At 61.0% G+C, this 26,387-nt stretch carries 19 protein-coding genes; 13 read left to right on the forward strand and 6 right to left on the reverse strand.

Annotated elements, in window-relative coordinates:
* Positions 1–23: 23 nt before the first annotated feature.
* The 3 genes from DW180_RS02940 to DW180_RS02950 all read right to left on the reverse strand — a co-directional run bounded on the left by DW180_RS02940 (position 24) and on the right by DW180_RS02950 (position 4,209).
* Positions 24–761 (reverse strand): DUF4428 domain-containing protein, encoded by a 738-nt coding sequence (locus DW180_RS02940; RefSeq protein ID WP_022094560.1) that lies wholly within the window; start codon positions 759–761, stop codon positions 24–26.
* A 331-nt stretch (positions 762–1,092) separates the two neighbouring features.
* Positions 1,093–2,583, reverse strand: coding sequence for a nucleoside hydrolase-like domain-containing protein (locus tag DW180_RS02945; RefSeq protein WP_233545160.1), 1,491 nt, complete (start codon positions 2,581–2,583; stop codon positions 1,093–1,095).
* A gap of 288 nt (positions 2,584–2,871) precedes the next feature.
* Complete coding sequence (locus DW180_RS02950) at positions 2,872–4,209, reverse strand: prolyl oligopeptidase family serine peptidase (protein ID WP_118237359.1); 1,338 nt, start codon at positions 4,207–4,209, stop codon at positions 2,872–2,874.
* A 490-nt stretch (positions 4,210–4,699) separates the two neighbouring features.
* Between DW180_RS02950 and DW180_RS02955 the strand changes: the two genes are divergently transcribed.
* The 7 genes from DW180_RS02955 to DW180_RS02985 all read left to right on the forward strand — a co-directional run bounded on the left by DW180_RS02955 (position 4,700) and on the right by DW180_RS02985 (position 13,244).
* A complete protein-coding gene (locus tag DW180_RS02955; protein WP_117736925.1) occupies positions 4,700–6,127 on the forward strand; it encodes a PTS transporter subunit EIIC in 1,428 nt (475 codons plus the stop codon).
* Positions 6,128–6,336: 209 nt separating this feature from the next.
* A complete protein-coding gene (locus DW180_RS02960; RefSeq protein WP_117637213.1) occupies positions 6,337–7,650 on the forward strand; it encodes a DUF4038 domain-containing protein in 1,314 nt (437 codons plus the stop codon).
* Positions 7,651–7,988: 338 nt separating this feature from the next.
* Positions 7,989–9,533, forward strand: a complete 1,545-nt coding sequence (locus DW180_RS02965; RefSeq protein ID WP_233545161.1) for a helix-turn-helix transcriptional regulator — start codon at positions 7,989–7,991, stop codon at positions 9,531–9,533.
* A gap of 145 nt (positions 9,534–9,678) precedes the next feature.
* The gene (locus DW180_RS02970; RefSeq protein ID WP_117806556.1) at positions 9,679–10,128 is read left to right on the forward strand and encodes a hypothetical protein; all 450 of its coding nucleotides are present in this window, start codon (positions 9,679–9,681) and stop codon (positions 10,126–10,128) included.
* A 20-nt stretch (positions 10,129–10,148) separates the two neighbouring features.
* Positions 10,149–11,708, forward strand: coding sequence for a zinc ribbon domain-containing protein (locus DW180_RS02975; protein ID WP_147357369.1), 1,560 nt, complete (start codon positions 10,149–10,151; stop codon positions 11,706–11,708).
* 76 nt (positions 11,709–11,784) lie between these two features.
* The gene (locus DW180_RS02980; RefSeq protein WP_118237365.1) at positions 11,785–12,522 is read left to right on the forward strand and encodes a hypothetical protein; all 738 of its coding nucleotides are present in this window, start codon (positions 11,785–11,787) and stop codon (positions 12,520–12,522) included.
* A 35-nt stretch (positions 12,523–12,557) separates the two neighbouring features.
* The gene (locus tag DW180_RS02985; RefSeq protein ID WP_118237367.1) at positions 12,558–13,244 is read left to right on the forward strand and encodes a hypothetical protein; all 687 of its coding nucleotides are present in this window, start codon (positions 12,558–12,560) and stop codon (positions 13,242–13,244) included.
* Positions 13,245–13,323: 79 nt separating this feature from the next.
* Here DW180_RS02985 and mgtA read toward each other — a convergent pair whose 3' ends face one another.
* Entirely contained in the window at positions 13,324–16,092 is a 2,769-nt protein-coding gene (mgtA, locus tag DW180_RS02990; RefSeq protein WP_118237369.1) for a magnesium-translocating P-type ATPase, read from the reverse strand.
* A 435-nt stretch (positions 16,093–16,527) separates the two neighbouring features.
* On the opposite strand from mgtA, the gene pyrE reads away from it, so the two are divergent.
* Both pyrE and DW180_RS03000 read left to right on the forward strand, forming a co-directional pair.
* The gene (pyrE, locus tag DW180_RS02995) at positions 16,528–17,211 is read left to right on the forward strand and encodes an orotate phosphoribosyltransferase (RefSeq protein ID WP_006236284.1); all 684 of its coding nucleotides are present in this window, start codon (positions 16,528–16,530) and stop codon (positions 17,209–17,211) included.
* Between the two features lie 367 nt (positions 17,212–17,578).
* Positions 17,579–18,199 carry a helix-turn-helix domain-containing protein gene (locus DW180_RS03000; protein WP_055250846.1) on the forward strand — a complete coding sequence of 207 codons (621 nt, stop codon included), beginning with the start codon at positions 17,579–17,581 and terminating at the stop codon, positions 18,197–18,199.
* 142 nt (positions 18,200–18,341) lie between these two features.
* Here the strand turns inward: DW180_RS03000 and DW180_RS03005 are convergent, their stop codons facing one another.
* Positions 18,342–19,196 (reverse strand): MurR/RpiR family transcriptional regulator, encoded by an 855-nt coding sequence (locus DW180_RS03005; protein ID WP_117797330.1) that lies wholly within the window; start codon positions 19,194–19,196, stop codon positions 18,342–18,344.
* A 99-nt stretch (positions 19,197–19,295) separates the two neighbouring features.
* Positions 19,296–21,887, reverse strand: a complete 2,592-nt coding sequence (locus DW180_RS03010; RefSeq protein WP_117797328.1) for a glycoside hydrolase family 2 — start codon at positions 21,885–21,887, stop codon at positions 19,296–19,298.
* A gap of 114 nt (positions 21,888–22,001) precedes the next feature.
* On the opposite strand from DW180_RS03010, the gene DW180_RS03015 reads away from it, so the two are divergent.
* The 4 genes from DW180_RS03015 to DW180_RS03030 all read left to right on the forward strand — a co-directional run bounded on the left by DW180_RS03015 (position 22,002) and on the right by DW180_RS03030 (position 26,091).
* Positions 22,002–22,994, forward strand: a complete 993-nt coding sequence (locus DW180_RS03015; RefSeq protein ID WP_117797326.1) for a helix-turn-helix domain-containing protein — start codon at positions 22,002–22,004, stop codon at positions 22,992–22,994.
* A 167-nt stretch (positions 22,995–23,161) separates the two neighbouring features.
* A complete protein-coding gene (locus DW180_RS03020; protein WP_118237371.1) occupies positions 23,162–24,610 on the forward strand; it encodes a glycoside hydrolase family 1 protein in 1,449 nt (482 codons plus the stop codon).
* 151 nt (positions 24,611–24,761) lie between these two features.
* On the forward strand, positions 24,762–25,298 hold the full coding sequence (locus DW180_RS03025) for a PTS glucose transporter subunit IIA (protein ID WP_117634515.1): 537 nt from the start codon (positions 24,762–24,764) through the stop codon (positions 25,296–25,298).
* 235 nt (positions 25,299–25,533) lie between these two features.
* Complete coding sequence (locus tag DW180_RS03030; protein WP_117634513.1) at positions 25,534–26,091, forward strand: hypothetical protein; 558 nt, start codon at positions 25,534–25,536, stop codon at positions 26,089–26,091.
* Positions 26,092–26,387: the final 296 nt, after the last annotated feature.

Consider the following 26,387-nt stretch of genomic DNA (forward strand, 5'->3'; position numbering starts at 1 on the left):
ATCGGTCCTTTCCGTGCCGGAGGCTATGCGCCGATGGCGCCGCCGCAGTATTCGCAGCGCCCACTGGCATCGGGAATGGTGGTGGCTCCGCAGAAGGGGCAGGTCACCGCGGTCTTGGGGGCCTTGGCGGCCACGACGCTGTCGCGCGTCTCCTGGCGCAGCTGCACCAGCGCGTCGCGGACCTCGGTTGCCTGGCGCTTGGCCTCGCGGTATTCGATGGAGCCGCGCTGATCGATGGTGGAGTCGTTTACGCGCAGGTTGATCTCGGTAAAGTACGGCGTGTTGACGTGAATGGTCAGATTAAAGTCGTAATCCAGGTCGTAGCGCGGCGGGTTGTAGCTCTCGCGCTCGCCGTCCTTGGTCTCGCGATAGATTTCGGTGCGATGCTCGTCGATATCCATATCGCAGCCGAGTACCTGCGAGAACTCGATGATGTCGGGATTGGCGTCGCGCCAGCGGCTCTGCGAGGTGATGATCAGCAGGCCCGCGTCCTCATCGAGCATGATGTTGGTGCGCCCGGCAGAAAGCGTGCGCGTGGGGTTGAACGACGCCAGGCGCTCGGCATTGGCCTCGCGGTAGGCGAGCTGCTCGCGGATATCGTCCGCGGTGCTGGAGCGATAGCCGTGAAAGTAGGGGGAGAGCTTGCCGGCGCACTCTTTGCACAGGTAGCCTTCATTGATTTTTGTCTTACCTAGAAGTCCCAGCTCGGTACCGCAAATCGCGCACTCTTTCTTCTCGAACATCTTGTCAAAGAAGCCCATGGCTGCCTCCCATCAACTGGTAGCGTGTGTCACTTTTGATGATGGGGGAGTGCGCGATCTTTCACGATACCCAGATGGCTCAACGAGTCTCCTCAACTGGGACACATGGCCCATTTTTCCTACTCATTGGGGACGTACTTAAATGAGTGAAACTACTCATTTAAGTACGTCCCCAATGAGTGCTCGCAGAACGAGAGTGGATAATCTCCCATTTTTGGCCTATGTGCAGGCTCAAAGTGGGAGATTTCCACTCTCGTCATTTGGGTGTCCAAAAATCCCCGCTCGTTTGGCGCCTGGGGACACTCTTTGTCGAATGTGGGCGTCGCCCTTGCTATGCCACAGTCACGGCGACCTGGGCGTAGCGGCTGCAGGGGCGCTCGGCGCGCGTCTGCACGGTAAGCGTGAGTACGAAGCGGTCACCGGGCTGCGCGTCGGCGGGCACGATGAAAGCGGTGTCCACCGTGCATTCTTGCCACATCGACAGATCCTGGACGCCTGCATAGCTCGATGGGTCTACGGCCACATCCCAATGTGCATCGAAGCCCTTGTCGTCGGGGTCGACGATGGTTGCCGCAAGGGCGACGCGCTCGCCGGCTGCGGCGCTGCGGTCGGCCGTGACCTCGACAACATGTGCCGGATGCGAGCAGATGGCCGGATCATGGGCGCACCATTGCGCGCGGACGGCAAAGTCTTCCTGATAGGCGCGCAGGTAGGGATTGAGATTGTCGTCTGCGGGCGTGCCGAGGGCGGCAAAACCGGCGGGCGCGCTCGCATCGGGGTGTCCATCAAGAAACATGCGGCCCAGCAGCGTATCGAAGTCGCGGTCGTCGATGCCGCGCAGGCCAAACGGCAGCAGTGGAATATAGGTCATGCTGTCGCCTTCGGCCATAAAGTCGCCGCGCTCAAACTGCACCGCGGGCATGCCTTCCAGGCCCCAATCCAGGCGGGCATGCTTGCCAAACTGAAAGCGCTCGGGTTCGTTTTCGTAGACCTTACCATCGCCATAGAGCATATAGCGTGCCATGAGGGGTTCGTTGCCCTGCGTGAGATTCTGCTCGGGCCAAGGAGCCTTAAACAGCGGAAGCGTATCGGGCTGAGCTGTTTTGGCGTCGAAATAGTTGCCATACATATAGGGCGTACGCCAAAAGATGAGCTCGGGAAAGAGCTCACGCCCATGGTCGAGCCACGAGTTGTCCTGTCCCACGACATCGGCAACGCCCATCACGCGCACCTTCTGATAGACCCGCTGCTGTACGGCGGGCCACTCGGGTGTGGCGCGATAACGCTCGGCAATACTCATGAGGGCGCGAACGATCGTATTCATACCACCCCAGCTGAGCAGCCACAGCGTGCGCGGGTCATCGTCCATGATGGCATCGGCGATGACGTGAGACCCTTCAGTCTCCTCGCGCACATCACCCTCAAAGGCAACATTTCCCACAAAGGTGCGCTCGATTATCTGGGCGGGCGTGGGAAACGGCGGCTCACCGGCAGCGGCCGCATTTGCCTGCAACTGCGGCCAAGCCTGGGCATATTCATTGCTCCAGAGGCTCTCAATCCAATGCTCGGGAAACGGACGATACTCACGAAGCTCCCCTGCCAGTGGATCGGGTTCATGAGGCACAACAGCCCACTCATAAGAGCGCCGCCCTTTGGTCCGCCAATGCGAATTCACCTCGCCGAGCGTATGAACCCCATCCCCAAGAAAGTGATACTGCGAAGCCGTATACACCACAGCCTGAACATCAAGCAAGTTGAGATACAGAGCCAAATGAACAAGCGAGTTCATATCATCGACTTCCATATCAGTGGTAACAATCACCCGAGTCAACTTCTGGGACATAGGAACAGCTCCAATCAAAATCAATTCAGCCAGTTACGCGCAAGGCAAGACGGGACCCACGCCCCCATCGCCCGCGACCCGGCGGCCCGCCGGAAGCGGCCGACCAGCGTTTCGAACAACGTTAACTTAGGGGGGCTCTGACCTTTAGTTTTGTAAACATTCCGCAGCGCGAGCCCCGCTTATCCGATGCTCCGAAGGAGCAGGATAAGCGGGGCTCATGCGCGAGGACGTTTACAAAACTAAAGGTCAGAGCCCCCGATGGGATGGTTACCTCGAAACCCTGGCCGACCACTCCCAGCAGCCCACCGGCTCGCCGTCGATGAGTACGTTGCCCCCGTCGAAGTCTTGATAACACAGGTCGTTGAATTGGTGGATCCACACGCCGTGGTTGAACGTCTTTTTGGCCGAGCCGTCGGCCTCGCGATACACGCCGGTCAGGTCCTCGACATGGCTAAAGTAGGTGAGATGCACGTTGGCGCCGGCACCGCGCAGGCGCGCGAACAGCGGCAGCACGGTCTGTTGCGGGTGCACGAGCTCGTCGCCCTTGGAGTGCGTAAACCACAGCGGCGTCTTGGCGAGCGCGGCCACGTCCTTGTCCGTGGCGTTGTACCACGGGGCGCAGCAGGGAAGGCCCGCGGCGAAGAAATCGGGGTAGTCGGCGCACAGGCGCAGGGTCATAAAGCCGCCGTTGGAAAGACCGGCGACCACGATGCGGTCGGTGTCGATGCGGTCGACATGCTCGGCGACAAACTCGTCGATAAGCGCCTTGAGCACGGAGGAGTAGATGCTCTGGTTGGAGCGACCGAGTTGCTCGACGCCGTTGTCCATCCAAAACGTGGGCGACTGCGGCACGAGCACCCAGGCAAAGCCGCCAAAGTAGCGCTGGATCTGCGCCTGACTAATGGCCGTCACGCGGTTGCCGATATAGGCGCGCGTAGCGCCTTCGCCTTGCGTGGCGCCCTTGCCCTCGCCGGCGCCGTGCAGATACACCACGAGCGGTGCTCTTTGGGGCACGACCGTCGCCTCGGGCGCAAAGGGGTTGAAGCATGCCGAGTCTTCGGCCTTAAAGGTGGGCTCAAAGAAGCCGTATTCGAGCGCGATGCCGTCGACGGCGGTCTTTTGCGTGGCGTTGCTCCAGCCTTTGAGCGCGGGGCAGATATCGCCACGGCAGGTGTCGAAGACCAGGCCGCAGGTGGGATCGTCGCCGTCGTTGCCGGGAAGAGCTGTGAGCTGCGTGATGCGCAGCTGGTCATCGAGCATGCGCGAGCCCATGACGCCGCCTTCGATGGTCTTGGTCAGGCGCTGCTCGGCGACCTCGAGCGCCACATGGGTGCCCACGGCGAGCTTACGTCCGTTCTCGTCGCACGGATATGCGGCGAGAATGTCGATGTAACCCACGGAGGGCGCGGCATGGTCGGCGCCGCGCTCCTTGCGCATCAGAACCTCGCCCGAGCGCTCGTGACGCTCTACATATATATGGAAGGTGTTCGCGTCGATGTCGTTGGCGCGCACGGTGCAGGGCAGGTCGAGTACGACCTTGCTGATCCAGGGGCCAAAGTCGCCCAAGGTGGTGACGGTTGCGTAGGTACACAATTTGAGCTCCATGAGCTGCCTCCCTTACGCCGCGAATGCCTGGCATCTGCGGCAATACAAACTAAACATGTTTAGTGTAATCTAGAATTGAAGAATAACCAGATGAACTCGGTAAACGGCAAAAATGAACACGTCGTGAACTACTAAACGTATGTTTACTAGCTTCTAGCAGGGATTCTGTTGATGAGTTAACAGATCAGTGAGGTGTTCATCAAAATAAAATCCCACGTAAATGGCTATATATCAATAGATGGTCAAAGAGACCATCTCCCGCCATTCAAATACGTTCACCCCCGATTTCCTACCGTTCACCGGACTGTAGACGGCAAAATTGCCATAAATTCGGCGCTCCGTGTAAACTAAAGCCCGTAAACGTTCAGTAAACACCTTGTTTACAAAAGCGTATCCAAGGGTCCGGCAACCGTAAGGGGTTATAGTCGCCGGGCCAAAGGCGTGCCTAAGCCCAAGGGGGCTGGCACACGAAGATATGGGGAGGGGTCCCATGGCAGTAGATAACAAGCAGATTGCCACCGATGTCCTCGAGCTCGTGGGCGGTGCGGAGAATGTTTCCGTTGCCACCAACTGCATGACGCGCCTGCGTCTGACGCTCAAGGATAACAGCAAGGCCGACGTGGAGAAGATCAAGAAGGTCAAGGGTGTTCTGGGTTGCCAGTTTGCCGGCAGCCAGCTCCAGGTCATCATCGGCCAGAACGTGCCCAAGGTGCTCGCCGAGTTCGTCGCCATCTCCGGTGTCAAGCAGGGTGAGGCCGTCAACGAGAACCTCGATGCTCCCAAGGAGAAGTTCGAGCTCAAGAACCTGCCCAATATCATCCTCGACTATCTGTCGGGCTCCATGACCCAGCTCATCCCGCTGCTCATGGCCGGCGGTCTGTTCCGTACCATCGCGGCCGTCCTCGGCCCCACCATGCTCGGTGTGCTCTCGGCCGACGACCCGACCTATACGTTCCTCTACACCACGCTGTACGAGGCCACGTTCACCTTTATCCCCATCTACCTGGGTTATGCCGCGGCTAAGAAGCTCGGCGCCAGCCCGGTGCTCGGCATGCTGCTCGGTGGCGCCCTCATGGCTCCTTCCGTGGTGAGCGTCGCCACCCAGGAGGGCGGCGGCATCATCTCCGTCTACGGCATCCAGATCGCTGCTGCCAACTATCAGCAGTCCGTCCTGCCGATCATCCTTTCGGTGCCTGTCCTCTACTTCGTCGAGAAGTTCTTTAAGAAGGTCATGCCCGACGTGCTCTCCACGGTCTTCACGCCGTTCTGCACCATGATCGTCACGATCCCCATTGCCTTCATCGTCCTCGCTCCGATCGGCAACGAGATCGGTACACTGATCGCCAACGCCCTCTTCGGCCTTGCTGACCTTGGCGGCATCGGCATCCTGATCGTCATGGCCGTCCTCGGCGCCTTCTGGCAGCTCTTCGTGGTCTGCGGCATGCACATGCCCGTCATCCTGCTCGCCCAGGTTCAGATCATCGCTGCCGGTTACGATCCCTTCGTCTTCGTTTCCACCAACTGCGCTATGGCCGCTGTCTGGGGCTGCGCCTTCGGTGCCTTCCTCAAGATGAAGAACCCCGACGAGAAGTCTCTCGCCATCGGTTACGTCATCTCCGCCATCGCCGGCGGCGTCACCGAGCCCGCGCTCTTCGGCATCCTCATGCGCTTCCGTCGCACCATGTTTGGCATGTTCATCGGCGGTGCCATCGGCGCTGTGTTCTCCGGCCTCATGGGGGTTACCTACTACCTCGCAGGCGGTGCCTCCAACTTCCTGGTCTTCACCAACTACCTGCAGGGTGGCCAGATGAACACCGTCTGGGCTATCGTTGGTATGGCAATCTCCTTTGTCATCGCCGCTGCCGTCGTCTTTGTCTCCGGCTTCTCCAAGGAGGAGCTCGCCGAGATGGAGGCCTAAGGCCAAACCGTTCGGTCGCATAAGACCTCACCTACACGACAGGGCCCCGTCAGGCGTAAGCCCGGCGGGGCCCTTCTTGCAAGGTAGACTGATGGAGGCGGGTGAGATTCGCCCGCGAGGGTTTGCCAAGCGCCGGGGGCTTTCGCGCGGGGTTATCGCGAAAGCCCCCGGCGGTTCGCAAATCCTTTATCAAACGAAAGGACATGCAGATGAGTTTGGGAAAGCTGACCGCCAACGGTCGCCAGGACGGCTTTTTGTGCGAGGGCAAACCGTTCTTCTGGTTTGCCGATACGTGCTGGAGCGCATTTACGAGCATCGCCGAGAACGACTGGGATTACTACCTGACCCGCCGTGCCGAGCAGGGCATGAACGTGCTGCAGATCAACACGTTGCCGCAGTGGGATCGCTGCTGTCCCGACCTGGGCATTTGGCCCTATGCCAGCGAGGATGGCGTGCACTTTGATTGGTCCTGCCCCAACCAGGCGTATTGGGATCGTGCCGCCGCCATGTGCCGCGCGGCCGTCGAGCACGGCATTCGTCCGGCGCTCGTGCTCATGTGGTGCAACTACGTGCCCGGTACCTGGGGTGCCAAGATCGCCGAGCGTTGCGGTGCCGAGATTATGCCGCGTGAGGAGGTTCGCGCCCACGTTGCCCGCGTCGTCGAGAACCTGGGCGAGTTCGACCCCGTCTACGTGGTGGCGGGCGATACCGACTTTGCCGGCGACGAGGCGATCGCCTATTACGAGGACGCCCTCGACGAGGTCGTCAAGCGCGCGCCCGAGGCACTGCGCACCATGCATATCAACCGCGGTAACCGCACCATTCCGGCGCAGTATTTGGACCGTCTGGACTTTTATATGTTCCAGCCCGGCCACAACTACGAGGGCCAGCCCGAGGCATGGCGTCTGCCGCAGGACTTTATCGCCAACTATCCCAAAAAGCCGATGGTCAACTCCGAGCCTTGCTACGAGCAGATGGGTGCGTCGCGCAACGTCTACTGGCGTTTTACCGCGCAGGATTGCCGCGCGAGCGTATGGTCGTCGATTCTTGCCGGCGCCAGTGCCGGCGTGACCTATGGCGCACACGGCGTGTGGAACTGGCAAACATCGCGCAGCCAGGGTTCGGTCCTGGGCGAGGGCTTTGACATGCCCTTCCGCTGGCAAGAGTGCCTGCAGTTTGCGGGTGTGTGGGACTTTGGCGCGATCGAGCACGTGCTTGCCGCCCTAGGCGCTACGGCTGCCGACGATGCACTTGCCGTGGTTCCGGCGCAGGAGCTCCTCGACGACGCGCGCGAGTCCATCCGTGTGGCGCGCGTTGGCGATCGCATCGTCGCGTACCTGCCGCGTACCACGGCGCTCAAGTTTAAGCTCGACGGCGCGCGTGGCTGGACGGCGACGGTCCTCGACATGGAGGACAAGCGCATCGCAAAGCTGCCCGTCCGTGACAACGGTGACGGCACCGTGCGCGTGGCGCAGCATCCCTTTGAGCACGACGCGCTGGTGATCCTGGCCCCCGGGCGCTAACGGCTCTTCTCCAACATTTACAACCCAGTCCCTTTCATTAGGCTGCGACGGAATGGTTCCTGCATGACGGCTTCAAGCTGCCAAGGGGAGCCATTCCGTCGCACCCTTTGCTTACTCATTGGGTACTCATTGGGGACGTACTTAAATGAGTGGCAGTTGGGGGATACTCCTTGCCGAGTTGGAGCTTGCGCGCGCCCCTTCTGGGTCATGCGGCTCAAAATCGCGGCGTCATGCGGACGGCTGGGGTCGAATTTGCAACATTTCGAACTTGGCTTCGATATTGAGATTGGTTCTTTATGAAAATGGTGTTCCGGACAACAAAGCGGGTGGGGGTTACCATGAGGGACCTGGGAGACACAACCGCATATTTGCGCCGGGGCATGCGGGAGATTCTGTGCCTAGCGCTGTTCTTCTTCACGTTTTTGGCGTGCGAGTATTTCTTTGATGCGCGCATGGCCGAGTTCGTGCCATCGAGTGAGGTCGTCATCTACGAGAGCATCGTTGTCGGCGCGAGCGTGATTGGCTTTTTCGTGCGCCCATTTCTGTACTATCGCCGTCCCCAGACGATCGATGCGACGAGCGATATTACGGGCGTGCTGTTGGTATCGGCGTTGCTGCTGATGATTATGGCAATGCGGTTTGAGGTAGTAATTGCCGGCGGCCTGGTGGCGTGCTGCGCCCTGGGCTATTGCGGATCGACCGCCCATGCCAATCTTGCGCGGCGTTTTGCGCAGACGCCCTGCCTGGCGCGCACCGTGGCGGTTTCCTATGCTGTGGACATTTTGGTGCAGGTGCTCAACCATATGGTGATGCCTGCGGGCATTCCCCAGCAGTCTGTTCTCATTGCCTGTGCGATTGCGCTGGTGGGGCTGCTTCACGGTGTCCGCCGCGCTAAATTGCGTGATGAGCCTGCGCCCGAGTTCGAGGTCGAGATTGCCGAGCTATCGGTCGATGCGTCGGAGCGTGGCGCCAGGTGGCACGATGACCCCGAGGCAAAGGCGGCCTTTCAGGGTGCCGTGGTGCGTCTGACGGTGGCGACCGCTTGCCTCACCGGCGTGTTCGCGGCCCTCAATGCCGGCCTTACGACCTCGCATGCCGCTGGCGCTATCGATCTGGGCGACTGGCCGCGCTTGCTGCTGGTTGTGAGCGCCCTTGCCGCCGGCGTCCTGTATGACCTGCGTGGGCGTTCGTATATGAATATCATCATGACGTGCGCCGCCATGCTGTCCACGCTCTCGTTCTTTGTACTTATCACCGATGGCAACGGTGGCAACACGCTTGCCGCCACGATTATCTTTTACCTTGGCACGGGCTTTTTCGTGGTGTTCTTCACCGCGAAGTTCGCCGCGATTTCGATGTATGCCCGCTGGGCGTATCTGTGGCCGTGCATGGGCCGTGTTATCAACAACGTTTGCTCGATGCTCGTGACGGCTCCGGCAGTGGCGATTATCTCGAGTCAAAACGTGCTGGCGGCAGTGAGCGTCGTGCTCGTGCTGTTTGTCGGCATCGCGATTTCGCTGTTGGGACAGTTTGGACAAGACGGTGAGGGCGAGGCGACGCGCGGCAGGCTGGCGCTTGCCACCGACGATCTTGGCGTGAGCTGTGAGCCCGGCCAGGCCGACACGGTGCCCCTGGAGGCGCCGGAGCTTTCGTTTGACGATCGGCTCGATGGCTTCGTTGCCGCCTTTGGGCTCACCAAGCGCGAGCGCGATGTTCTGGAGGCACTGGTCGTTTCGGACGACAGCGTGCAGGACGTGGCGGCGGCACTCTTCCTTTCGCGTTCCACGCTCTATCGCCACATCGCTTCGATTAACAAAAAGACAGGTGCCTCCTCGCGCGTAGCCCTCATCAACTTCTTCTGGTCCTGGACACCCCAAGACTAGCTAACCACCACAAAGGGGACAGGCACCTTTGTGGTGGTTTTTTACCTGCAAAAATATGAATATGAGACATTTGTCACCTGCCGTTTTGGTGCTCAAAGGCATATGAATGTGATGCTGAGCAGAGCAGAACGGAGGGGGTGCACCTATGGCGTCTCGGGGTTGCGCGTCTAATAAAATTGCGGGCGCGCTTATCGCCGTGGTGGTCTTTGCCGCGGCGGTGACACTCATGCGAGTTTACGTTGCCGGCGACCATGGCGCTCAGGGAAAGACTGCCGCGCAAGTGTCGCTCAACGATTGCGCTGCCGTTCCGGTGGCGGTCAAGCTTATCGAGGACGGGGAGGCGCGGACGGCCTATGAGACCGACGATGCCGAACTGGTCGCATCGACTTTTGCCGCGCTCGATGGCTGCACCGTGGGGGATGCGGTGGATGAGCGGACGAGCGATGCCGGCCGAACGCTCGTCTTTGTCTATACGGATGGCTCGGAGCAATCGGTAGAACTTGAGGGCAAAAACATCGTGCTCGATAAGACGGCGTATCGACTTAACGGTGCCGATGAGTTATGGCGGCAGCTTGCCGCAATCAAAAACAGCTAACGAAATTAGGGATGTACGGGATGAGTGACTTGAGATTCTGCCCGGCGTGCGGGGCGCAGCTGCCTCGGGTCGCCGGCGTGCCGGTGCGATTTTGCCCGGGGTGCGGCGTCCGACTTGAGGGCGTTGTGGGCTACTCGGGCGCCGTGGGGGCTACAGATGGGGCGACTGCCGATGACGATGCGGACGAAGGCGGCGACCCGAGTGTGGACGCGCCGGCCGATGCGCCGGTGGAGACTGCCGGCGTCGCGTCGTCTCGTGACGCAGCCACGACGGATGCGCCTCACATCGGTGACCTTGAGCTTCATGCCGCATGCGATACCTCTGGCGGCCAGGCACTCGCGCAGGTGGTGCTGCCGCGGGGCTGGCATATCGAAGAAGCGCATCTTGAGCGCAGCGGCAGTTTCGACTGCCCGATTTCGGTTGGCGTGACGGCGGCGGGTCCGATGGGTGAGCGGATTATGTACCGCTCCGAGCTCTGCTACGTGGATGCGGGCGCCGTTGCCAAGCGTATCCCCACGCAAACCGAACGCAAGGTGTTTGTGCACGTGGAGGCAGCTTGCGACGAGCTGGCTCAGGCCTGTGCAGCACGGCTGGGCGCGCGGGCAGAGGTTGTTGCCGAGCAACCGTACCCATCGAGCGCGGCGGTCGATATCGAGCGCGAGCGTGCCCGCGTAAAGCGCGAGGCGGCAAACGACTTTGCAATCCAGGGCTTTTCGATGGAACCGAGTGATGTGGTCTATGAGTGCCGCATGCGTCGATATCGGCTCACGGGCGCTCCGGTGCCCACCGAGCTCGCGGTGGCGGCCAAAGTCGAGGGCTATATGTTTTCAATCGGAGGCGTCGCGGGTTCTATGGGCAAAGGTGTTGCCGCTGGGGCCGAGGCGCTGCTGGGCGCGAGCCTTTCGAGTGGGCTGATCGGCGGTGTTTTGGGCAAGCGCCTGCGCGAGCGCAAGGCGGCGGCAGCGGCGGGACAGGGCGTCGCGCAAGAACAGCCCACGGGTCGAGGCGGTTGCCCGGACGGAGCGTCGTTCGAGCTGGGTGCGGCCGACCTGCTGCAGTGGCGTATCAGGGACAGCTTCTGTTTGGCTGCGCCAGAAGGTCGCCTGGACGAGGCGGCCTCCACGGCGCTTGCATCAATGGCGTCGACTCTGCGGCTCAATCCAGCGATTGCACGCGAAGCGTCAGCTCAAAAGCAACAGATGGTGCTTGAGCAGCGCCAACGCACGCAGATGAACATTGCCCAGCAGCAACAGCAGTTTGCAGCCTGGCAACAGATGCATGCCTCGCAACAGGCGGCATTCGACAGCTACCAGCAGGCGTGGTTCGATCGCAGCGACCGTCAGCACGCCGCGAATATGGCTGCCAGCGCCGCCAATTTTTCCAGCGCGGGCGTGGGGACGGGCACCGCTTCGTATTTCGATGCCATTCGTGGGGTCAACCATTACACCAGACCCGACGGCACCGATGTCGAGGTCTCGGTGATGGCCGACCAGGCCTGGGTCAACGGTTCGGGCGATGTGATCGGTACACGCGATGGTTTTGAACCTGGTTTTGGCTGGACGGAACTGCCTCGTCAATAGCGTGGGGTGGCTTATGTGTGAATCGATGCCGGGTGTGTTTCTCGGCATTGTGCTAAAGAACGGGAAAGGAACAATGATGAGGGAGACGGTACTTTCGCGCACGGCATTTGTCGCGGCGGCGGGAACGGCGCTGCTGACGCTTGTGGGGTGCGGCGGACAGCGGACGCAGGATGCGACGGATTTTAACGACGACCGCCCGGTAAAGGACAAGATGGACGCGGGTGCGACGTCGGGCGATTCCGGCGACGCGGACAGCGGCTCGGCGGATGCGTTCGATACGTGGTCGGAAGATTGCTGGGACGCGCACCGCAACATCAGCATCGCGGCGCTCCTCGAGCTTAAGGGCTGGCAGTTGCAGGAGTTTGCCTCGCAGCAGGGCTATACCTGGCAAGACGCGCTCGAGATGTACGAGGACGAGGCGGGACACGTGCTCAGCGTCTGCAATATCAGCAAGGACGGCGCGACCGAATGGCTCGGCGAGGACGAAATCGGAAAGCTCGACAAGGGCGGCACCGGAAGCACCGTGATGTTCACGCTACAACTTTCGGGCTATTCGAGCTGCGAGGATGTTATCGCGGGCTTTTCTGTGCCGGTCGAGGACCGGGCGCAGATTACTTCGGGCTCATGGATCGCGTGCGTATGCGGTTCCAACATGGCGCGGCACGTCGCCATGACGAGCCCGATGGAAAACGGTGACTACCGCTTGGATCTCATTACCGAGGAGGCTATCAAGACCGGTAGGTTTACCCAGGGCGGCGGTGCTCCGACGATAGACGAATTTTGGCAGGAAAAGACTGGACGCGCGCTCGGCTAGGTGCGACGTGGCCAATACCATAGCGAGGAACGAACATGATGAATGAAGTGACGATGAACCGTGCGGCCTTTGTGGCAGGCGCGGGTGCGTTGGCTTGTGCGCTGGCTGGCTGCTCGGGCGGATTGGGCGGCGCGAGCGGTGCCAAGAAGGCGACCACGGCGGACGCCGCCTGTGTAGACGACAACGCCAACGTGACGGTCTATGCTGCGATCAACTTGGATGGCGCCGACCTGGTGCGCCTGCTCAAGCATCAAAACTATGAGTGGCAAGGCGAGAGCGTGGGCTACGGTGCCGCCGATGATGCGGGACTTTTCGCCTTTACCTTTTCTAAGATTTCGGATGACGTGGACGAACTTGCGAACAGTGCGATACCGCTTTCGGAGTCCGAGTACGAGGAACTTGAGCCGGGCGGCGGAGACGATAGCGTGGCGATTTTGCTCTCGGTGGGCGGCTATACGACGGGCGATCGTGCGCTCACCGGCGCAATCGGCGATGCGTCGATAGTGCAGGAGAAGTGCACAATCGACGATTCCGTGTATTGGCTGGTCAAGGCGCTCGACGGCAGCCGTTACGTGATTTCGGCCTACGACACCGAAGATGATGGCGACAGCGCGCATGACATCTATATCTATAGTGAGTCTTTTATTCACACCGGTTATCTGAGCGGCGGCGACCAAATCGATATTGACGAACTCTGGAGCCGCCTGACCAATGCCTCGTAGCGCACCAAAACCACCACAAAGGGGACAGTGAGGCGGGACTTTTTGACCGCCTGATGGGTCGAGCGTCACAACTCGTGCGTTACAGCAGCTCGCCGTGGCGGGCGATGTAGCGGCGCTTGGCCAGTTGGGTGAGCGCGATGTAGGCGGCGACAATGCCGATGAGCAGCGCGAAGAAGATTGGCGGCAGCGGCATGAGACCCAGCGCATCGGCGATGGGGCTTGCCGGCAGCCAGGTGACGAGCACCAGGCCCAGCACGGTGAGGAGGCACAGCGCGGGCGCGGCGTGGTCGCGCGGGCGTGGCAGGCGCGGGGAGCGCAGCATGTGGACCACGAGCGTCTGCGACCACATGGACTCGACAAACCAACCGCTCTGGAAGAGCGCCGTAAAGGCCGCCATGCCTGCGACGTCGCCTATAGCGGCAAGCTCTGCCCAGCTTGCGCCCACGGCGGCGGGGCACACCACAAAGAAGAGCGCGGCGAAAGTCGCGATATCAAACAGTGAGCTCACGGGGCCCAGCTCGAGCATAAAGCCCTTGATGGACGCAGCGTCCCAAGCGCGCGGGCGGGCAGTCCAGGCGTTGTCGACGGTGTCCCACGGCAGTGCGATGCACACGATCTCGTAGACCAGCGACAGCAGCACCAGCTGCAGAGCGCTCATGGGCAAAAACGGCAAGAACAGGCTCGCGGCGGTTACGGACAGCACGTTGCCAAAGTTGGAGCTCACTGTGGTCTTGAGGTACTTAAGCAAGTTGCCGTAGGTGCGGCGGCCTTCGATGATGCCGCGCTCGAGCACGCCCAGGTCCTTCTGAAGCAAGATGATATCGGCGGATTCCTTGGCAATGTCGACGGCCGAATCGACCGAGATGCCGCAATCGCTCGCACGCATGGCGGCGGCGTCGTTGATGCCATCGCCCATAAAGCCCACGGTGTGGCCGAGCAGCTCGCGCATGACGCGCACCAGGCGCGCCTTCTGCAGCGGCGAGAGCTTGGCGAACAGATGGGTTTTCTCAGCGCGCTCGGCAAGTTCGGCGTCATCGAGTGCATCGATCTCGGAGCCGAGCAAGACGTTGCTCGCGTCGATGCCGATCTGTTCGCAGACGGTGGCGGCGACGCGGTCGTTGTCGCCGGTCAGGACCTTGACCGCCACGCCCTTGGCCTCGAGGGTGGCGACGGCGCCCGCGGCACTTGCTTTGGGCGGATCGAGGAAGGCCAAAAAACCCATCAGCACCATGTCGCACTCGTCGGCGATGCCAAACTCGCCCACGTAGCGCGGATTGGTCTTCTGCGCCACGGCAATCACGCGCAGGCCCTCGGCGTTGAGTCCGGCGACCTGCTTACGAATCTGGGCGAGCTTATCTTCGGTGAGAGGCTGGGCGATGCCATCGACCTCGACAAAGGAACAGATCTCGAGCATTTCCTCGGCAGCGCCCTTGGTGACCATCTGGGTTTTGCCTTGGGCATCGGCGACAACTACGCTCAGGCGACGGCGTGAGAAATCAAAGGGCACCTCGTCGACCTTGGTATAGCGGTCGCGCAGGCTCTGGCCCAGCATGGAATCGGGCGCTGTGGCCGAGGGCGTCACGTCGGCACGGTCGATGACGGCCAGGTCGATAAGGTTTTTGAGGCCGGTCTGGAAGAAGCTGTTCAAAAACGCATGGCGCAGCACGCGTGCATCCTCGTTGCCGTCGGTGTTGAGGTAGCGCTCGAGCACGATGCGGTCCTCGGTGAGGGTGCCGGTCTTGTCACAGCACAGGACGTCCATCGCGCCGAGGTTTTGGATCGCCGGCAGTTCCTTGACGATAACCTGACGACGGGCGAGGTCCTTGGCGCCCTGCGACAGGCTCGTGGTCACGATGACGGGAAGCATCTGCGGCGTGATGCCAACGGCTACGCTCGTGGCGAACAGCAGCGCGTCGATGACGTTGCCCTTGGTGGCGACGTTGATGGCAAAGACGGCCGGCGCCATAACGAGCATGAGGCGTACGAGCAGCATGGAGACGCTCGAGACGCCGCGGTCAAACGCGCTCTTCTCGCCGCGCCCGTTGAGCATCTTGGCGATGCCGCCCAGGTAAGTGTCCGAGCCGGTGGCAACGACGAGCGCCATGGCGGTGCCGTTTTGCACGGAGGTGCCGGTAAAGACGATGTTCTTGCAGGCAGAGAGTGACAGCGCGGAGCCGTCGGCACCCTCGACGACGGTGATGGCAGCGGTCTTCTCGACGGCCTCGCTCTCGCCGGTGAGTGCGGACTCGATCACAAACAGATCGCGTGCGGTGATGATGCGGGCGTCGGCCGGCGCCATATCGCCGGCAGAGAGGCGGATCACATCGCCGGGGACGAGCTCGTCGAAGGGAATCTCGATGCGCTCGCCGTCGCGCAGGGCACAGCAGGTGTTGGAGACCAGGTCCTTGAGGGCCTCGGCCGCATTGCCGCTGCGGGCTTCCTGGATAAACTTCATGCCGCCCGATACCAGCAGCATGATGCCGATGACGATGACCGTGGAGGGGTCGCGCTGCGGTTCGGGCACGGCGAGCACGTCGATGTAGAGCGAGACCAGCGCGAGAGCGGCGAGGATGCCGGCGAAGGGGTCGACAAAGGCGTCGGCGATGCGGCGGGCGAGCGTCTTGGTCGGCGCTTCGATGGTGTTGGGGCCGACGGCGCTCAGGCGCTCGGCGGCGTGCTCGGCGGTGAGGCCGTCGGCTGTGGCGTCGAGCAGCACGAGGGCATCCTCGGCGCTATGGGTGGCGGCGAATATGGTGTTCTTGGACATGCCGGTATGAGCGGCGGGGCGCGCCGTGCGGCGGCGCTTGGAGATGGCTTCGAGTACCGTGGCGGTTTTGAGCATCAGCATAGGGTCCTCCTTGTTGAAGGGAGTTAGCGTACGTGTCGTATGTGCTTCAAAAAACCTAGATGTCGCTCACGTCATGCTTTCGAACCACCACAAAGGGACAGGCACCTTTGTGGTGGTTTTGACGATCGGCTGTTGGCGCTTATGCGTGCGCGGAATCCTCGCGGCGTGCCGAGGGCGACATGCAGGTTTTTCGACTATGACTGCCTTCCATGGCACACCTCCTTAAGGCCGGGCGCGGCGCGCTTTGGGTATCTCGTACCCGTTACAATCCGCCCGTATTCTTGATGAGGGGGTTTGCCGTGTCAACCCCAATGTTTGGAAAACCATTGCCCCTGACAAAGCCTTTACAGAATGCCGAGGCCCCAAAGCGCGCCCGCAACGCGCCCTGCCTGCGCTAAACTGGAAGGCACGTACGCGATTACGAGAGGAGCCCGCATGGAGGCTTACAAGCAAGAGTTCATCAAGTTCATGGTTGAGTCCGACGTTCTTAAATTCGGCAGCTTTACGCTCAAGAGCGGCCGTCAGTCCCCGTTCTTTATGAACGCCGGCGCCTATGTGACGGGCTACCAGCTCAAGAAGCTGGGCGAGTATTACGCCCAGGCCATCCACGATAACTTTGGCGACGACTTTGACGTGCTGTTTGGACCGGCCTACAAGGGTATTCCGCTGGCCGTCGTGACCGCAATTGCCTACCACGAGCTGTACGGCAAGGAGGTCAAGTACTGCTGCGATCGCAAGGAGGCCAAGGACCACGGCGCCGACAAGGGCAACCTGCTGGGCTACGAGCCCCAGGACGGCGACCGCGTGGTCATGGTCGAGGACGTCACTACCAGCGGTAAGTCCATCGACGAGACCTATCCCAAGGTCAAGGCTGCTGCCGATGTCGAGATCAAGGGCCTCATCGTGTCCCTCAACCGCATGGAGGTCGGCAAGGGTGGCGTGACCACCGCGCAGAAGGAGATCGAGGCCAAGTACGGTTTCCCCGTCGCGAGCATCGTCTCCATGGCCGAGGTCGTCGAGACCCTCTACAACCACGAGATCGACGGCAAAGTCGTCATCGACGACGAGCTCAAGACCGCTATCGACGCCTACTACGAGCAGTACGGAGCTCGGGAGTAGTTACGCGGGTTTACCAACCCGCGTAACGGCTCGACGCTGCAAACCCGCCAGAGCGGCAATCTGCCTTTCAACTTCGGCGGCATGATCGAAAGATCAATGCCGCCTCGTTTCAAGGCACCTTGCTCGCTCTGGCGGGTTTTCGCTGTCGTTGCCAAAACATCGGCGTTGCCTTGGTAGTCATTGGGGACAGACATAAATGAGTAGTCATTGGGGCGTTCTTAAATGACTACTCAGGATGAGCGTCCAAAAATCCGCGCTCGTTCGATTGGCGCATGTCTACGCAGCGTAGGTTGTCGAGCCTGGCCTTCAAATGGATACTGACTGTCGAACCGGTTCACTCCATTTCTTCAATTTGATTGGACAGCCCATGAACCAGACACGGCAAACCAATGCCTCCCATACTTTTTTGGCAGCGCATGCCATCAAGCAGCTGCGCGAAGAGCGCGGCCTCACCCAGCGCGCCCTGGCGGAAAGCCTTGGCGTGACCGATAAAGCCGTCAGCAAGTGGGAATCCGGCCGCGGCCTTCCCGACATTTCCCTCGTTGAGCCTTTGGCCCAGAGACTCGGCATAAGCGTGGCCGAGCTTTTGGCTGGTGACATTCGGGCCAACGCCAACCGTGCAGGCAATATGCTCAAAGGCGTCTTTTACGTTTGCCCTATCTGCGGAAACGTTGTGCACGCGCTCGGAGAAGGCAGCTTTAGCTGCTGTGGCTCCACGATGTTTCCCCAGGAGGCCGAAGAGCCGGACGCGGACCACGCCTTTTCCATCGAGCGCATCGAGGACGATTGGTACGTCACGCTCGATCATCCCATGACCAAGGATCACTACATTAGCTTTGTGGCATATGCGACTATGGACGGCATCTGCTTTAAGAAGCTCTATCCAGAGCAATCGGTGCAGCCGCGCTTCCATATTACCGGGCGCGGCAGGATATATCTTTACTGCAACCAACACGGACTCTTTACGTCGCTGACGCCTCGCAAATAACGGCTGTCTTCCGCCCTCCTCATGCGTTCCCAGGGGACCCAAAATGAGCGTGGATAATCTCCCGGTTTTGGCCTGTGTGCGGGCTCAAAGTGGGAGATTATCCACGCTCGTTATCTGAGTGTCCAAAAATCCACGCTCGTCGCTACTTGAGTCCGGGCAGGCGGGTGTAGGGGAACGAGCGCTCTAGGAACTCGGAGCAGCGGGCGTAATCTTTGGCAAAGTAGCTGCTATAGAGCGAATCGAGTACGTATTGCACGGCGATATGGCTGGCGAACTGCGTGATGCGGTGCGTCATGCTCTCGTGGTCGCTTACCGTGAGATAGGCGGCAAAGCCGGGGTGAATGCGGGCACAGTACGGCGTGCCGATGACGATGACCGGGACATGTCGACTGCTGAGGATTGGCAAGATCTCCCTGAGGTTGGGGGCAAGGCCGCTGTAGGAGATAACGATTGCCACATGGTCGGGGCCCGAGGCGAGCGCCGTACGCACCTGCGCCTCGACACTGTCGTGGCACGTCGCGCTTTTGCCGGACGAGAGCAGGCGATCGCGGAACATTCCCGCTGGATACAGGTTATGCGAGCCCGTGTAGATGTCCACGGTGCCGGCGCGCATGATGAGCTTGGCGGCGTGGTCGAGCTGTGCAGAGTCGAGCAGCTCCTGCGTTTCGGCCAGCGTGGTCTGGTAGAGCCCCTCCATGCGCTCCATCACCTGCGCAGGGGTGGAGGTTGCATCGAAGGGAAAGTTGATATCCACCTCGGCGGCGGAGTCTGCGCGCAAGGCTGCGCGTACCAGCTCGACCTTGAGCTCCTTAAAGCCCTCAAGGCCGAGCTTTTTGCAAAAGCGGTGGATGCTCGCGACGGAGACATTGGTCTGGTGCGCAAATTCCTTGATGGAGAGCCCGCGAACGTTCTCACCCATGGCGAGAACCGTCTGCCCGAGCTGCTGCTCGGTGGGGGTGAGCCCCTTGCCCTGGGTGATTTTGCGCTTGATATCCATATGGCTCCCATGCATTCGTATCGCGATGTATCAATCATAACGGTAAATAAAACGCCCGGCTAAGCCGGGCGTCTCGTAAGGGGCTGTTGCGCGGGGTCGCTACCCGAGCACGCGGACGGGACCGAGTAGGCCGCTGGGATCGGAGGGTTCTGTCATGCCGAACATGTCGGGGACGGCGTGGTCGAGGGTGTTGATGATATCGATCGTAAGCGCGTGCTCGCCGGCCAAAAGCGCGCCGGCCTCAAAGCGGTAAGGCGGACAGATGCGTGTGCCGAGGGATTTGCCGTCGAGGGTGACGGTTGCGGTCTCAAAGACCTCGCCAAGGTCGATGACGGTGCGGGTGGCCGCTTCGCCCAGGACAAAGGAGGCCCGGTAGCGGAATGTGCCGGCCTTGCCGGGGAACTCGGCCGAGGAAAGGTCGCGCAGGTCTGCAAGCTCAACAGACTCGCCAAAGGCATCGGTGCCAGGGGCAGAGAAGGCAACCGCCCAGGGCCCGTCGACGCATGTGGCTTCGTCTTCGGCGGTTGCCACAGCAACGGAACCTGTAGCCCCAAGGACCACGATGCAGCTCTCGTAGGGAGCCAGCTCGAGCGTGCCGTCAAAGGCGGCGGGCTCGGTGCCGTTGAGCAGGTCGAGGCGCGCGCCTGCAACGGGTGTGCCGTCGGCAAGCGCAATCTGAGTGGAGATACCCTGCTTGGGATGCTCGTTGACGAGCATCAGATAGCTCTCGCCCGCCCGCTCGTAGCGCAGTGCGCGCAGCCAGGACTGGGGCTCGGCGCAAACCACGGTCTGCATGCCGGTATTGGCAAGTGTGTCTGCGAGCTCGGTGGTCGCCAGGAGCTTGATGTCGGCGACCGCGGCTGCATCCAGGGAGGCAAAGCCCTCGCGGCCTGCAGTGTCACCGTCGTAGCGCTTGTTCGGCAACTCATCCAGCGCGTACACGGCAACACCTGCGGCTGCGGCGCGCGCGGCAAAGTCGAGCACGGCTCCGCCGACAAACTCGGCTCCGGGCATCACCAGGCAGCGGTATGCCTGGCCGTTCACGCTAAAGCCGCTACCGTCTGCGGCAATTTCAACGGCATAGCGCCCTGCGTCCTCAAATGCCTCTGCCGGCACGATGTCAAAGTCGACCTGCGCGCGCAAAAGCTCGGAGGCGGCATGCTGCATAAAGTTCGCCTCGCCTGCCCACTCGGCGTCCGCATGGTAGAGAAGCGCCACCGGGGTCGTTGCGCGCCCGCCGCTCAGCAGGCTCGCCGTACGGTTCATGTAGCTCATGAGCTGCCCAAAGTGTGCAAACTGGGGGTTTTGGCCATGCGCATAGAAATGCGGCGGGCAGTCCCAGTCGGGGAAGGCGGCCATGCTAAAGGCATGCGGCACAAACCAATTGACGCCGCGCACCAAAAAATGATCGGCGATCCACTTCATCTCGCGTAGGCCTTCGTGCCATCCAAATGCGCCAAAGACCTCGGCCATGCAGCGCCCCTGCTTTTTGGGATCGAGGTGTGCTGCCGAGGAGCCCAGCTTGGGCAGCACGTAGTTATAGAACTCGAGGTCCCACACGCCGCGTCCGTAGCTGTGAAGGCCGCGGTCCATGCCGGGTACCAGCTGGTTGATCACGATGTCGACGCCCGCCATGTCCTGACCGCCCACGGCGCGGAAGTAGTGCCCGGCGCCCACGCCCAGGCGCGCGTGGCAGTCCTTGTCCTCGATAACGTGGCCGATGTACTGCACGCCGCGCGCGCGGCACCAGTCTCCGAGCTGGTCGCAGAAGCACTCCTTATAGAGGGTGCTCGCGATGTCCATATAGACGTGGCGTACGTGCGCGCCGGCCGGCTCGCGGTCCCACAGGTGCGGGAGCTCGGCCAGGTAGCGCTCGCCCAGTGCCGCGCGTAGGCGACGCTCAAGCTCGGCCGACCAGGGTAGGGGCGCGGTGGCCTTGCCGATGAGCGTGTCCGAGATGCCATCGGGGCCCGTGGTGCCCTTCTCGTTGGCAAATCCGGGCTCATCGGAGAAAAAGCCCAGGATCGTCTTGCCAAACTCATCGCCCAGATGCTCAAAATGCGGCTCGTAGACAGCATCGATGAGCTGCGCCACCGAGGCGCGGTCGACCATATTGATGTAGTCCTCGTTGTAGGAGGTCTTGCCGCTCGTGAACATCACGCATGCCTGCGTGAGGCCCGCAGGTGCATCGAAGACCAGGCGGCTGGGGTTGCCGTCTGCATCGTCGATTACTCGGTAAGCGACGTCGACGGGGCTGCCGTCCTGCATAAATGTCACGCCGTGGAAGCGCTCCGTTTTGTCGAGCATGTTGGCGAGCGCGATGCTCGCGGCGGACGTGGAGCCCACGATGTCGAACGTGCGGTGCGTGAGCACGATCTTGCGGAGCTCGGGCACGGCCTCCTTGACGGCGCCGTTGGCAAAGCCCGTGGGGAAGTGCGCGTCGTCCAAGATCCAGAGCTTAAGGCCCAGCTGCTTGCACTCGTCAATGACAAAGCGCAAGTCGCGCCACCAGCCCTCGCCGCAAAAATCGGGGTGTGGGCGGCTTTCGAGACAGACCTCGTGGATGTCGGCGCCGGCGATCTTTTCCAGATACTCGGCAATGGTCTTATGGCTCTCGCCCTTCATCCACAAAAACGGAAGCACGTGGTTGTCGTATGTGCCCTCGAGCACCTGCTGATAGTACGCGGTCATGGATCCTCCTTGGCTCGATCGATCTGCTGCATAGCACAGATTATGGACGCGTCGGCGCGTTCTGCTAATATCTGAATCACGACGAACTATGACCAAATCAACGATTGGCAAGCCATGGAGATCGACGAGCTCGAGCGTAGGCTCAGCGAACTGAGCACCAGTGAGATCGCTTATAAAGACGGCATGGCATTTGATTGGTCGATTATGACCGAGCATGTCGAAATCGACGGATGCCCAGTGCGCAAGATTGGGCAGCCAGGGTTTGCCTATGCCCAGCCCGGCATGCCGCGTGGCCTGACGATAAGGAAAAACTCGCGCTTTAATGCAGTTCCCGAGCACGTGCATGATTACGTGGAGCTGAGCTATGTGTATCGCGGACGCTGCCCGCAAACGGTGGCGGGGGAGAGGCTCGAGCTGGGCCGCAACGAGGTGCTTTTGCTCGACGCCCTCTGCCCGCATGCCGTGGCGGCGCTTGGTGAGGACGACATCATGCTAAGCATGACCGTTTCACGCTCTTTTTTGCGCCGGAGTCTCGAGTCGAGCCTCTCGCGCGAGAGCGCGGTCTCGCGGTTTTTGTTCAACGCGCTCAACAGCGAGACGGACCATCGGGGCCATGTCCGTTTTCATTGCGGCGAGAGCCGTCGGATTCGGCGCTACATGCAGGAGATGCTCTGCGAGCTGTACGACCCGAGCCCCAACGGTCCCGAGATCGTCTTGCGTCTGTTTCAGCTGTTTTTGGCCGAGCTCATGGATTGCTACGAGCGCGAGCTGGTGCGCGGCGCGGCGGACGGCGCGGCGGGGCCCACTGCCCTGGTGACGGGAATGCTCGGCTATATCGATCGCGAATTCGCCGCGTGCTCCCTCGAGGGGATGGCGGCGGAGTTTGGCTTGAGCCCTAATTATGCGACGGCGCTCCTCAAGCGGCATGTGGGCAAGACCTTTAGGCAGCTTGTGCAGGAGCGACGCCTGGTACGTGCGGCCGAGCTTCTGTGCGGCGGCGCCACGGCCGGGGCGGCTGCGCATGCGGTGGGCTATGAAAACATGAGCTTCTTCTACCGTAAGTTTCACGACAAGTATGGCTGCACCCCCGCGGCATACCGCCGGTAAGCGCGGAGCGGATCGTCTTCGCTCCTTCGGTGTCAAAAAGTTTCAGCTGCAGCGCTGTTGCAGCGCGCGTCTGCGAAAAGAAGTGTCGGGTTTGGCACCCCTGCCCCTGTCTGTCGCGTGCGTGGGCGATACTCGGCTTATCGAACCGCGATGCAAAGGAGATGCTCATGGCAAACATCAAGTTCCCCGAGGGCTTCTATTGGGGTGGCGCCACCGCCGCCAACCAGTTTGAGGGTGCTTGGAACGTGGACGGCCGCGGCCCTTCCGTCGACGACCACTTCCTGGGCGGCAGCTACAAGGAGCCGCGTCAGATTACGATCGACATCGACCCCGACCGCTTCTACCCCAATCATGACGGTATCGACTTCTACCATCACTACGAGGAGGATATCGCGCTGTTCGCCGAGATGGGCTTCAACATGTTCCGCATGTCCATCTCTTGGAGCCGCATCTTCCCCAACGGCGACGACGCCGAGCCCAACGAGGCCGGCCTCGCCTTCTACGACCGCGTCTTCGACTGCCTGCGCGCCCACAATATCGAGCCGCTCGTGACCCTGTCGCACTACGAGATGCCCTATCACCTGGTCGAGAAGTACAACGGCTGGGCGAGCCGCGAGCTCATCGGCTTCTTTGAGAAGTACTGCCAGACCGTCTTCGACCGCTATCAGGACAAGGTCAAGTTCTGGCTCACCTTCAACGAGATCAACTGCGGCACCCAGGACATGGGCAATCTCTTTGGGACCAGCATGATCCAGGGCTTTGAGGGCCCGGCTTCGGCGGTCCACACCACGCCGCAGGCCCGTATGCAGGCCCTGCATCACCAGTTTGTCGCCAGCGGCCGTGTCGTGCGCTATGCCCACGAGCACTACCCGCAGTTTAAGATGGGCAACATGGATTGCTTCATCCTTTCCTATGCCGCCACGTGCGATCCGGCCGACGTGTTCGCAACGCAGCAGGAGATGAATGCCATGAACTGGTACTGCTCCGACGTGCAGGTGCGCGGCAAGTATCCGTTCTATGCCAAGCGCTTCTGGGCCGAGAACGACGTTGAGCTTGTGGTGGAGGACGGCGACCTGCAGGATATCGCCGACGGCAAGGTCGATTTCTACACCTTTAGCTACTACATGTCCGGCACTGTGGGCACCCACAAGGATCACGAGATGACCGAGGGCAACATGACCTTTGGCGGCAAGAATCCCTATCTGGAGTCCACCGACTGGGGCTGGCAGATCGATCCGCTGGGTCTGCGCATCGCCCTCAACGAGATTTACGCCCGCTACGAGATTCCGCTGATGGTGGTCGAGAACGGCGTGGGCGCCTACGATGAGGTCGAGGAGGACGGCTCCATCCACGACCCGTATCGTATCGCCTACTTGCGCAGCCACGTCAAGGCCATGGGCGAGGCCATTGCCGACGGCGTCGACCTGATTGCCTACACCTGGTGGGGCCCCATCGACCTGGTGTCCGCCGGCACGGGCGAGATGCGCAAGCGCTACGGCTTCATCCACGTTGATAAGTACGACGACGGTACCGGTACTTACGAGCGCCGCCGCAAGGACAGCTTCTTCGCATACCAGAAGATCATCAAGTCCAACGGCACCGAGGGTCTGGCTTAATCGACAATATGAGTGCCAGTGGGGAAAAGGTTTTGGGAAGGGCTTGGAAGGGCTCTCGATTCGAGCCCTCGCCTTAGCATTTGAACCATTTGGCACTATAATCACCATAGGCATGCGCATAACGTTGCGCTTAATCAAGAGGAGAAAACGTATGGGTCTGTTTGACATGTTCAAGAAGAAGGCTGAGCCCGCGGCTGCCGCTGCTCCGTCCTCCATCTCTGCTTCTGCCGGCGCCGACGTGCTGTGCTCGCCCGTCAAGGGCAAGGTCATCAAGATGGCCGACGTGCCCGATCCCGTCTTTGGCGGCGAGGTTCTGGGCAAGGGCTGCGCTGTGTGGCCCGAGGACGATCTGGTCTACGCTCCCTGCGACGGCAAGGTGACCGTCACCATGGGTCACGCCGTGGGCCTGCAGTCCGATAGCGGCATCGAGGTCCTGGTGCACGTTGGCGTCGATACCGTCAACATGAACGGTGATGGCTTCGAGGGCTTCGTCAAGGCCGACGACGTCGTTAAGGCTGGCCAGCCCATGCTCAAGATCGACCGCGCCAAGATCGCCGCTGCCGGTTACAAGGACTGCGTCGTTGTGGCCGTGTCCAACACCGCCGAGTTTGCCGATGTCGAGCTCGCCGTCGAGGCCGACTCCGCTGTCGCCGCCGGTGACGCCATCGTCAAGGTCGTCCGCAAGTAAACTGCGGCAACATAAGGATGTACAAGGGTGGTCGGGTTATCCGGGCGCCCTTTTTTATTACAATGCGGCGGAACGTTTTATTGCGCGTTGGGCGGAACGGTAAACCGTTCGGACGTTAAATCGAGCCGACTGCGCTTTTGCTTTGCCCGGGGTGTTCGTTAGCGGCTAGTATGGCCTTATTGTTACGACGTGCACCGCGCCGGGAAGCGCGGTGCCGCTTGTTGGGAGGAATGTCATGAAGAAGAAGCTGCTGCTTGCGCCCCTGATGGCTGTTCTGGTCGCGTGCGTGGTTGTGCTTTCCGGCTGCGGAGGCCCTTCGGTTGAGGAACTCATCACCGAGGATCTTACGACGCAGTTTGACGAGGTCAAGAACGGTGGCGACGACTTCCTCGCCGGCCTGGAAGAGGCCTCGGGCGACGAGTTCGAGCAGCTGGGCATCGATCCCAAGGAGTATGCCAAGAGCTATCTCGAGGGCTTTGACTACAAGATCGGCGACGTGACGGTCGACGAGGACAAGGGTACCGCAACTGCCGAGGTCACCATTACCTGCAAGTCCATGAACCAGATCGTTGAGGATTTTGCCACCCAGTACCAGGAGAAGGTCGCCGCGCTCGATTCGATGCCTTCCGATGACGAGCTGTACAAGATGGCCGGTCAGGTTATGGTCGATGTGACCAAGGCTGCTAAGACCAAGGACACCAAGGTCACCTTCAAGTACTCCTGCAATGACGACGGCGAGTGGTCTGCCGACGATTCTGCAACCAACGAGATGATGAATGCCATGATGAGCTAGGGGGGTTACGCGGTAGTTTGTTACGGCGTTTTACCAAACGCCGTAACTGCTCGACGCTGCAAGCCCGCCAGAGCGGCAATCTGCCTTTCAACTTCGGCGGCATGACCAGAAGGTCAATGCCGCCTCGTTTCAAGGCACCTTGCTCGCTCTGGCGGGCTTTCGCTGTCGTTGCCAAAACAACGGCGTTTCCTTGGCTGGCTTAGGTGGCACTTGTACCTGTGGCGTTGCCATCGCTGCCGAAGATGGCAGTTGGGGACGTTCCTTTTAATATGAGCAGGACATTGTCAAGAGGCAAA

It is taken from the genome of Collinsella sp. AM16-21, assembly GCF_003471905.1.
Lineage (GTDB): Bacteria > Actinomycetota > Coriobacteriia > Coriobacteriales > Coriobacteriaceae > Collinsella.

Bases quoted from the DNA above. Each gene is read 5' to 3' on its own strand.
- DW180_RS02950 (WP_118237359.1), bottom strand. From the start codon at position 4,209: ATGGAGCTCAAATTGTGTACCTACGCAACCGTCACCACCTTGGGCGAC.
- DW180_RS03015 (WP_117797326.1), top strand. From the start codon at position 22,002: ATGGAGATCGACGAGCTCGAGCGTAGGCTCAGCGAACTGAGCACCAGT.
- DW180_RS03000 (WP_055250846.1), top strand. From the start codon at position 17,579: ATGAACCAGACACGGCAAACCAATGCCTCCCATACTTTTTTGGCAGCG.
- mgtA (WP_118237369.1), bottom strand. From the start codon at position 16,092: ATGCTGATGCTCAAAACCGCCACGGTACTCGAAGCCATCTCCAAGCGC.
- DW180_RS02970 (WP_117806556.1), top strand. From the start codon at position 9,679: ATGGCGTCTCGGGGTTGCGCGTCTAATAAAATTGCGGGCGCGCTTATC.
- DW180_RS02960 (WP_117637213.1), top strand. From the start codon at position 6,337: ATGAGTTTGGGAAAGCTGACCGCCAACGGTCGCCAGGACGGCTTTTTG.
- DW180_RS03030 (WP_117634513.1), top strand. From the start codon at position 25,534: ATGAAGAAGAAGCTGCTGCTTGCGCCCCTGATGGCTGTTCTGGTCGCG.
- DW180_RS02985 (WP_118237367.1), top strand. From the start codon at position 12,558: ATGATGAATGAAGTGACGATGAACCGTGCGGCCTTTGTGGCAGGCGCG.
- DW180_RS03005 (WP_117797330.1), bottom strand. From the start codon at position 19,196: ATGGATATCAAGCGCAAAATCACCCAGGGCAAGGGGCTCACCCCCACC.
- DW180_RS03010 (WP_117797328.1), bottom strand. From the start codon at position 21,887: ATGACCGCGTACTATCAGCAGGTGCTCGAGGGCACATACGACAACCAC.
- DW180_RS02980 (WP_118237365.1), top strand. From the start codon at position 11,785: ATGAGGGAGACGGTACTTTCGCGCACGGCATTTGTCGCGGCGGCGGGA.
- DW180_RS02940 (WP_022094560.1), bottom strand. From the start codon at position 761: ATGGGCTTCTTTGACAAGATGTTCGAGAAGAAAGAGTGCGCGATTTGC.
- DW180_RS02955 (WP_117736925.1), top strand. From the start codon at position 4,700: ATGGCAGTAGATAACAAGCAGATTGCCACCGATGTCCTCGAGCTCGTG.
- DW180_RS03020 (WP_118237371.1), top strand. From the start codon at position 23,162: ATGGCAAACATCAAGTTCCCCGAGGGCTTCTATTGGGGTGGCGCCACC.
- DW180_RS02975 (WP_147357369.1), top strand. From the start codon at position 10,149: ATGAGTGACTTGAGATTCTGCCCGGCGTGCGGGGCGCAGCTGCCTCGG.
- pyrE (WP_006236284.1), top strand. From the start codon at position 16,528: ATGGAGGCTTACAAGCAAGAGTTCATCAAGTTCATGGTTGAGTCCGAC.
- DW180_RS03025 (WP_117634515.1), top strand. From the start codon at position 24,762: ATGGGTCTGTTTGACATGTTCAAGAAGAAGGCTGAGCCCGCGGCTGCC.
- DW180_RS02965 (WP_233545161.1), top strand. From the start codon at position 7,989: ATGAGGGACCTGGGAGACACAACCGCATATTTGCGCCGGGGCATGCGG.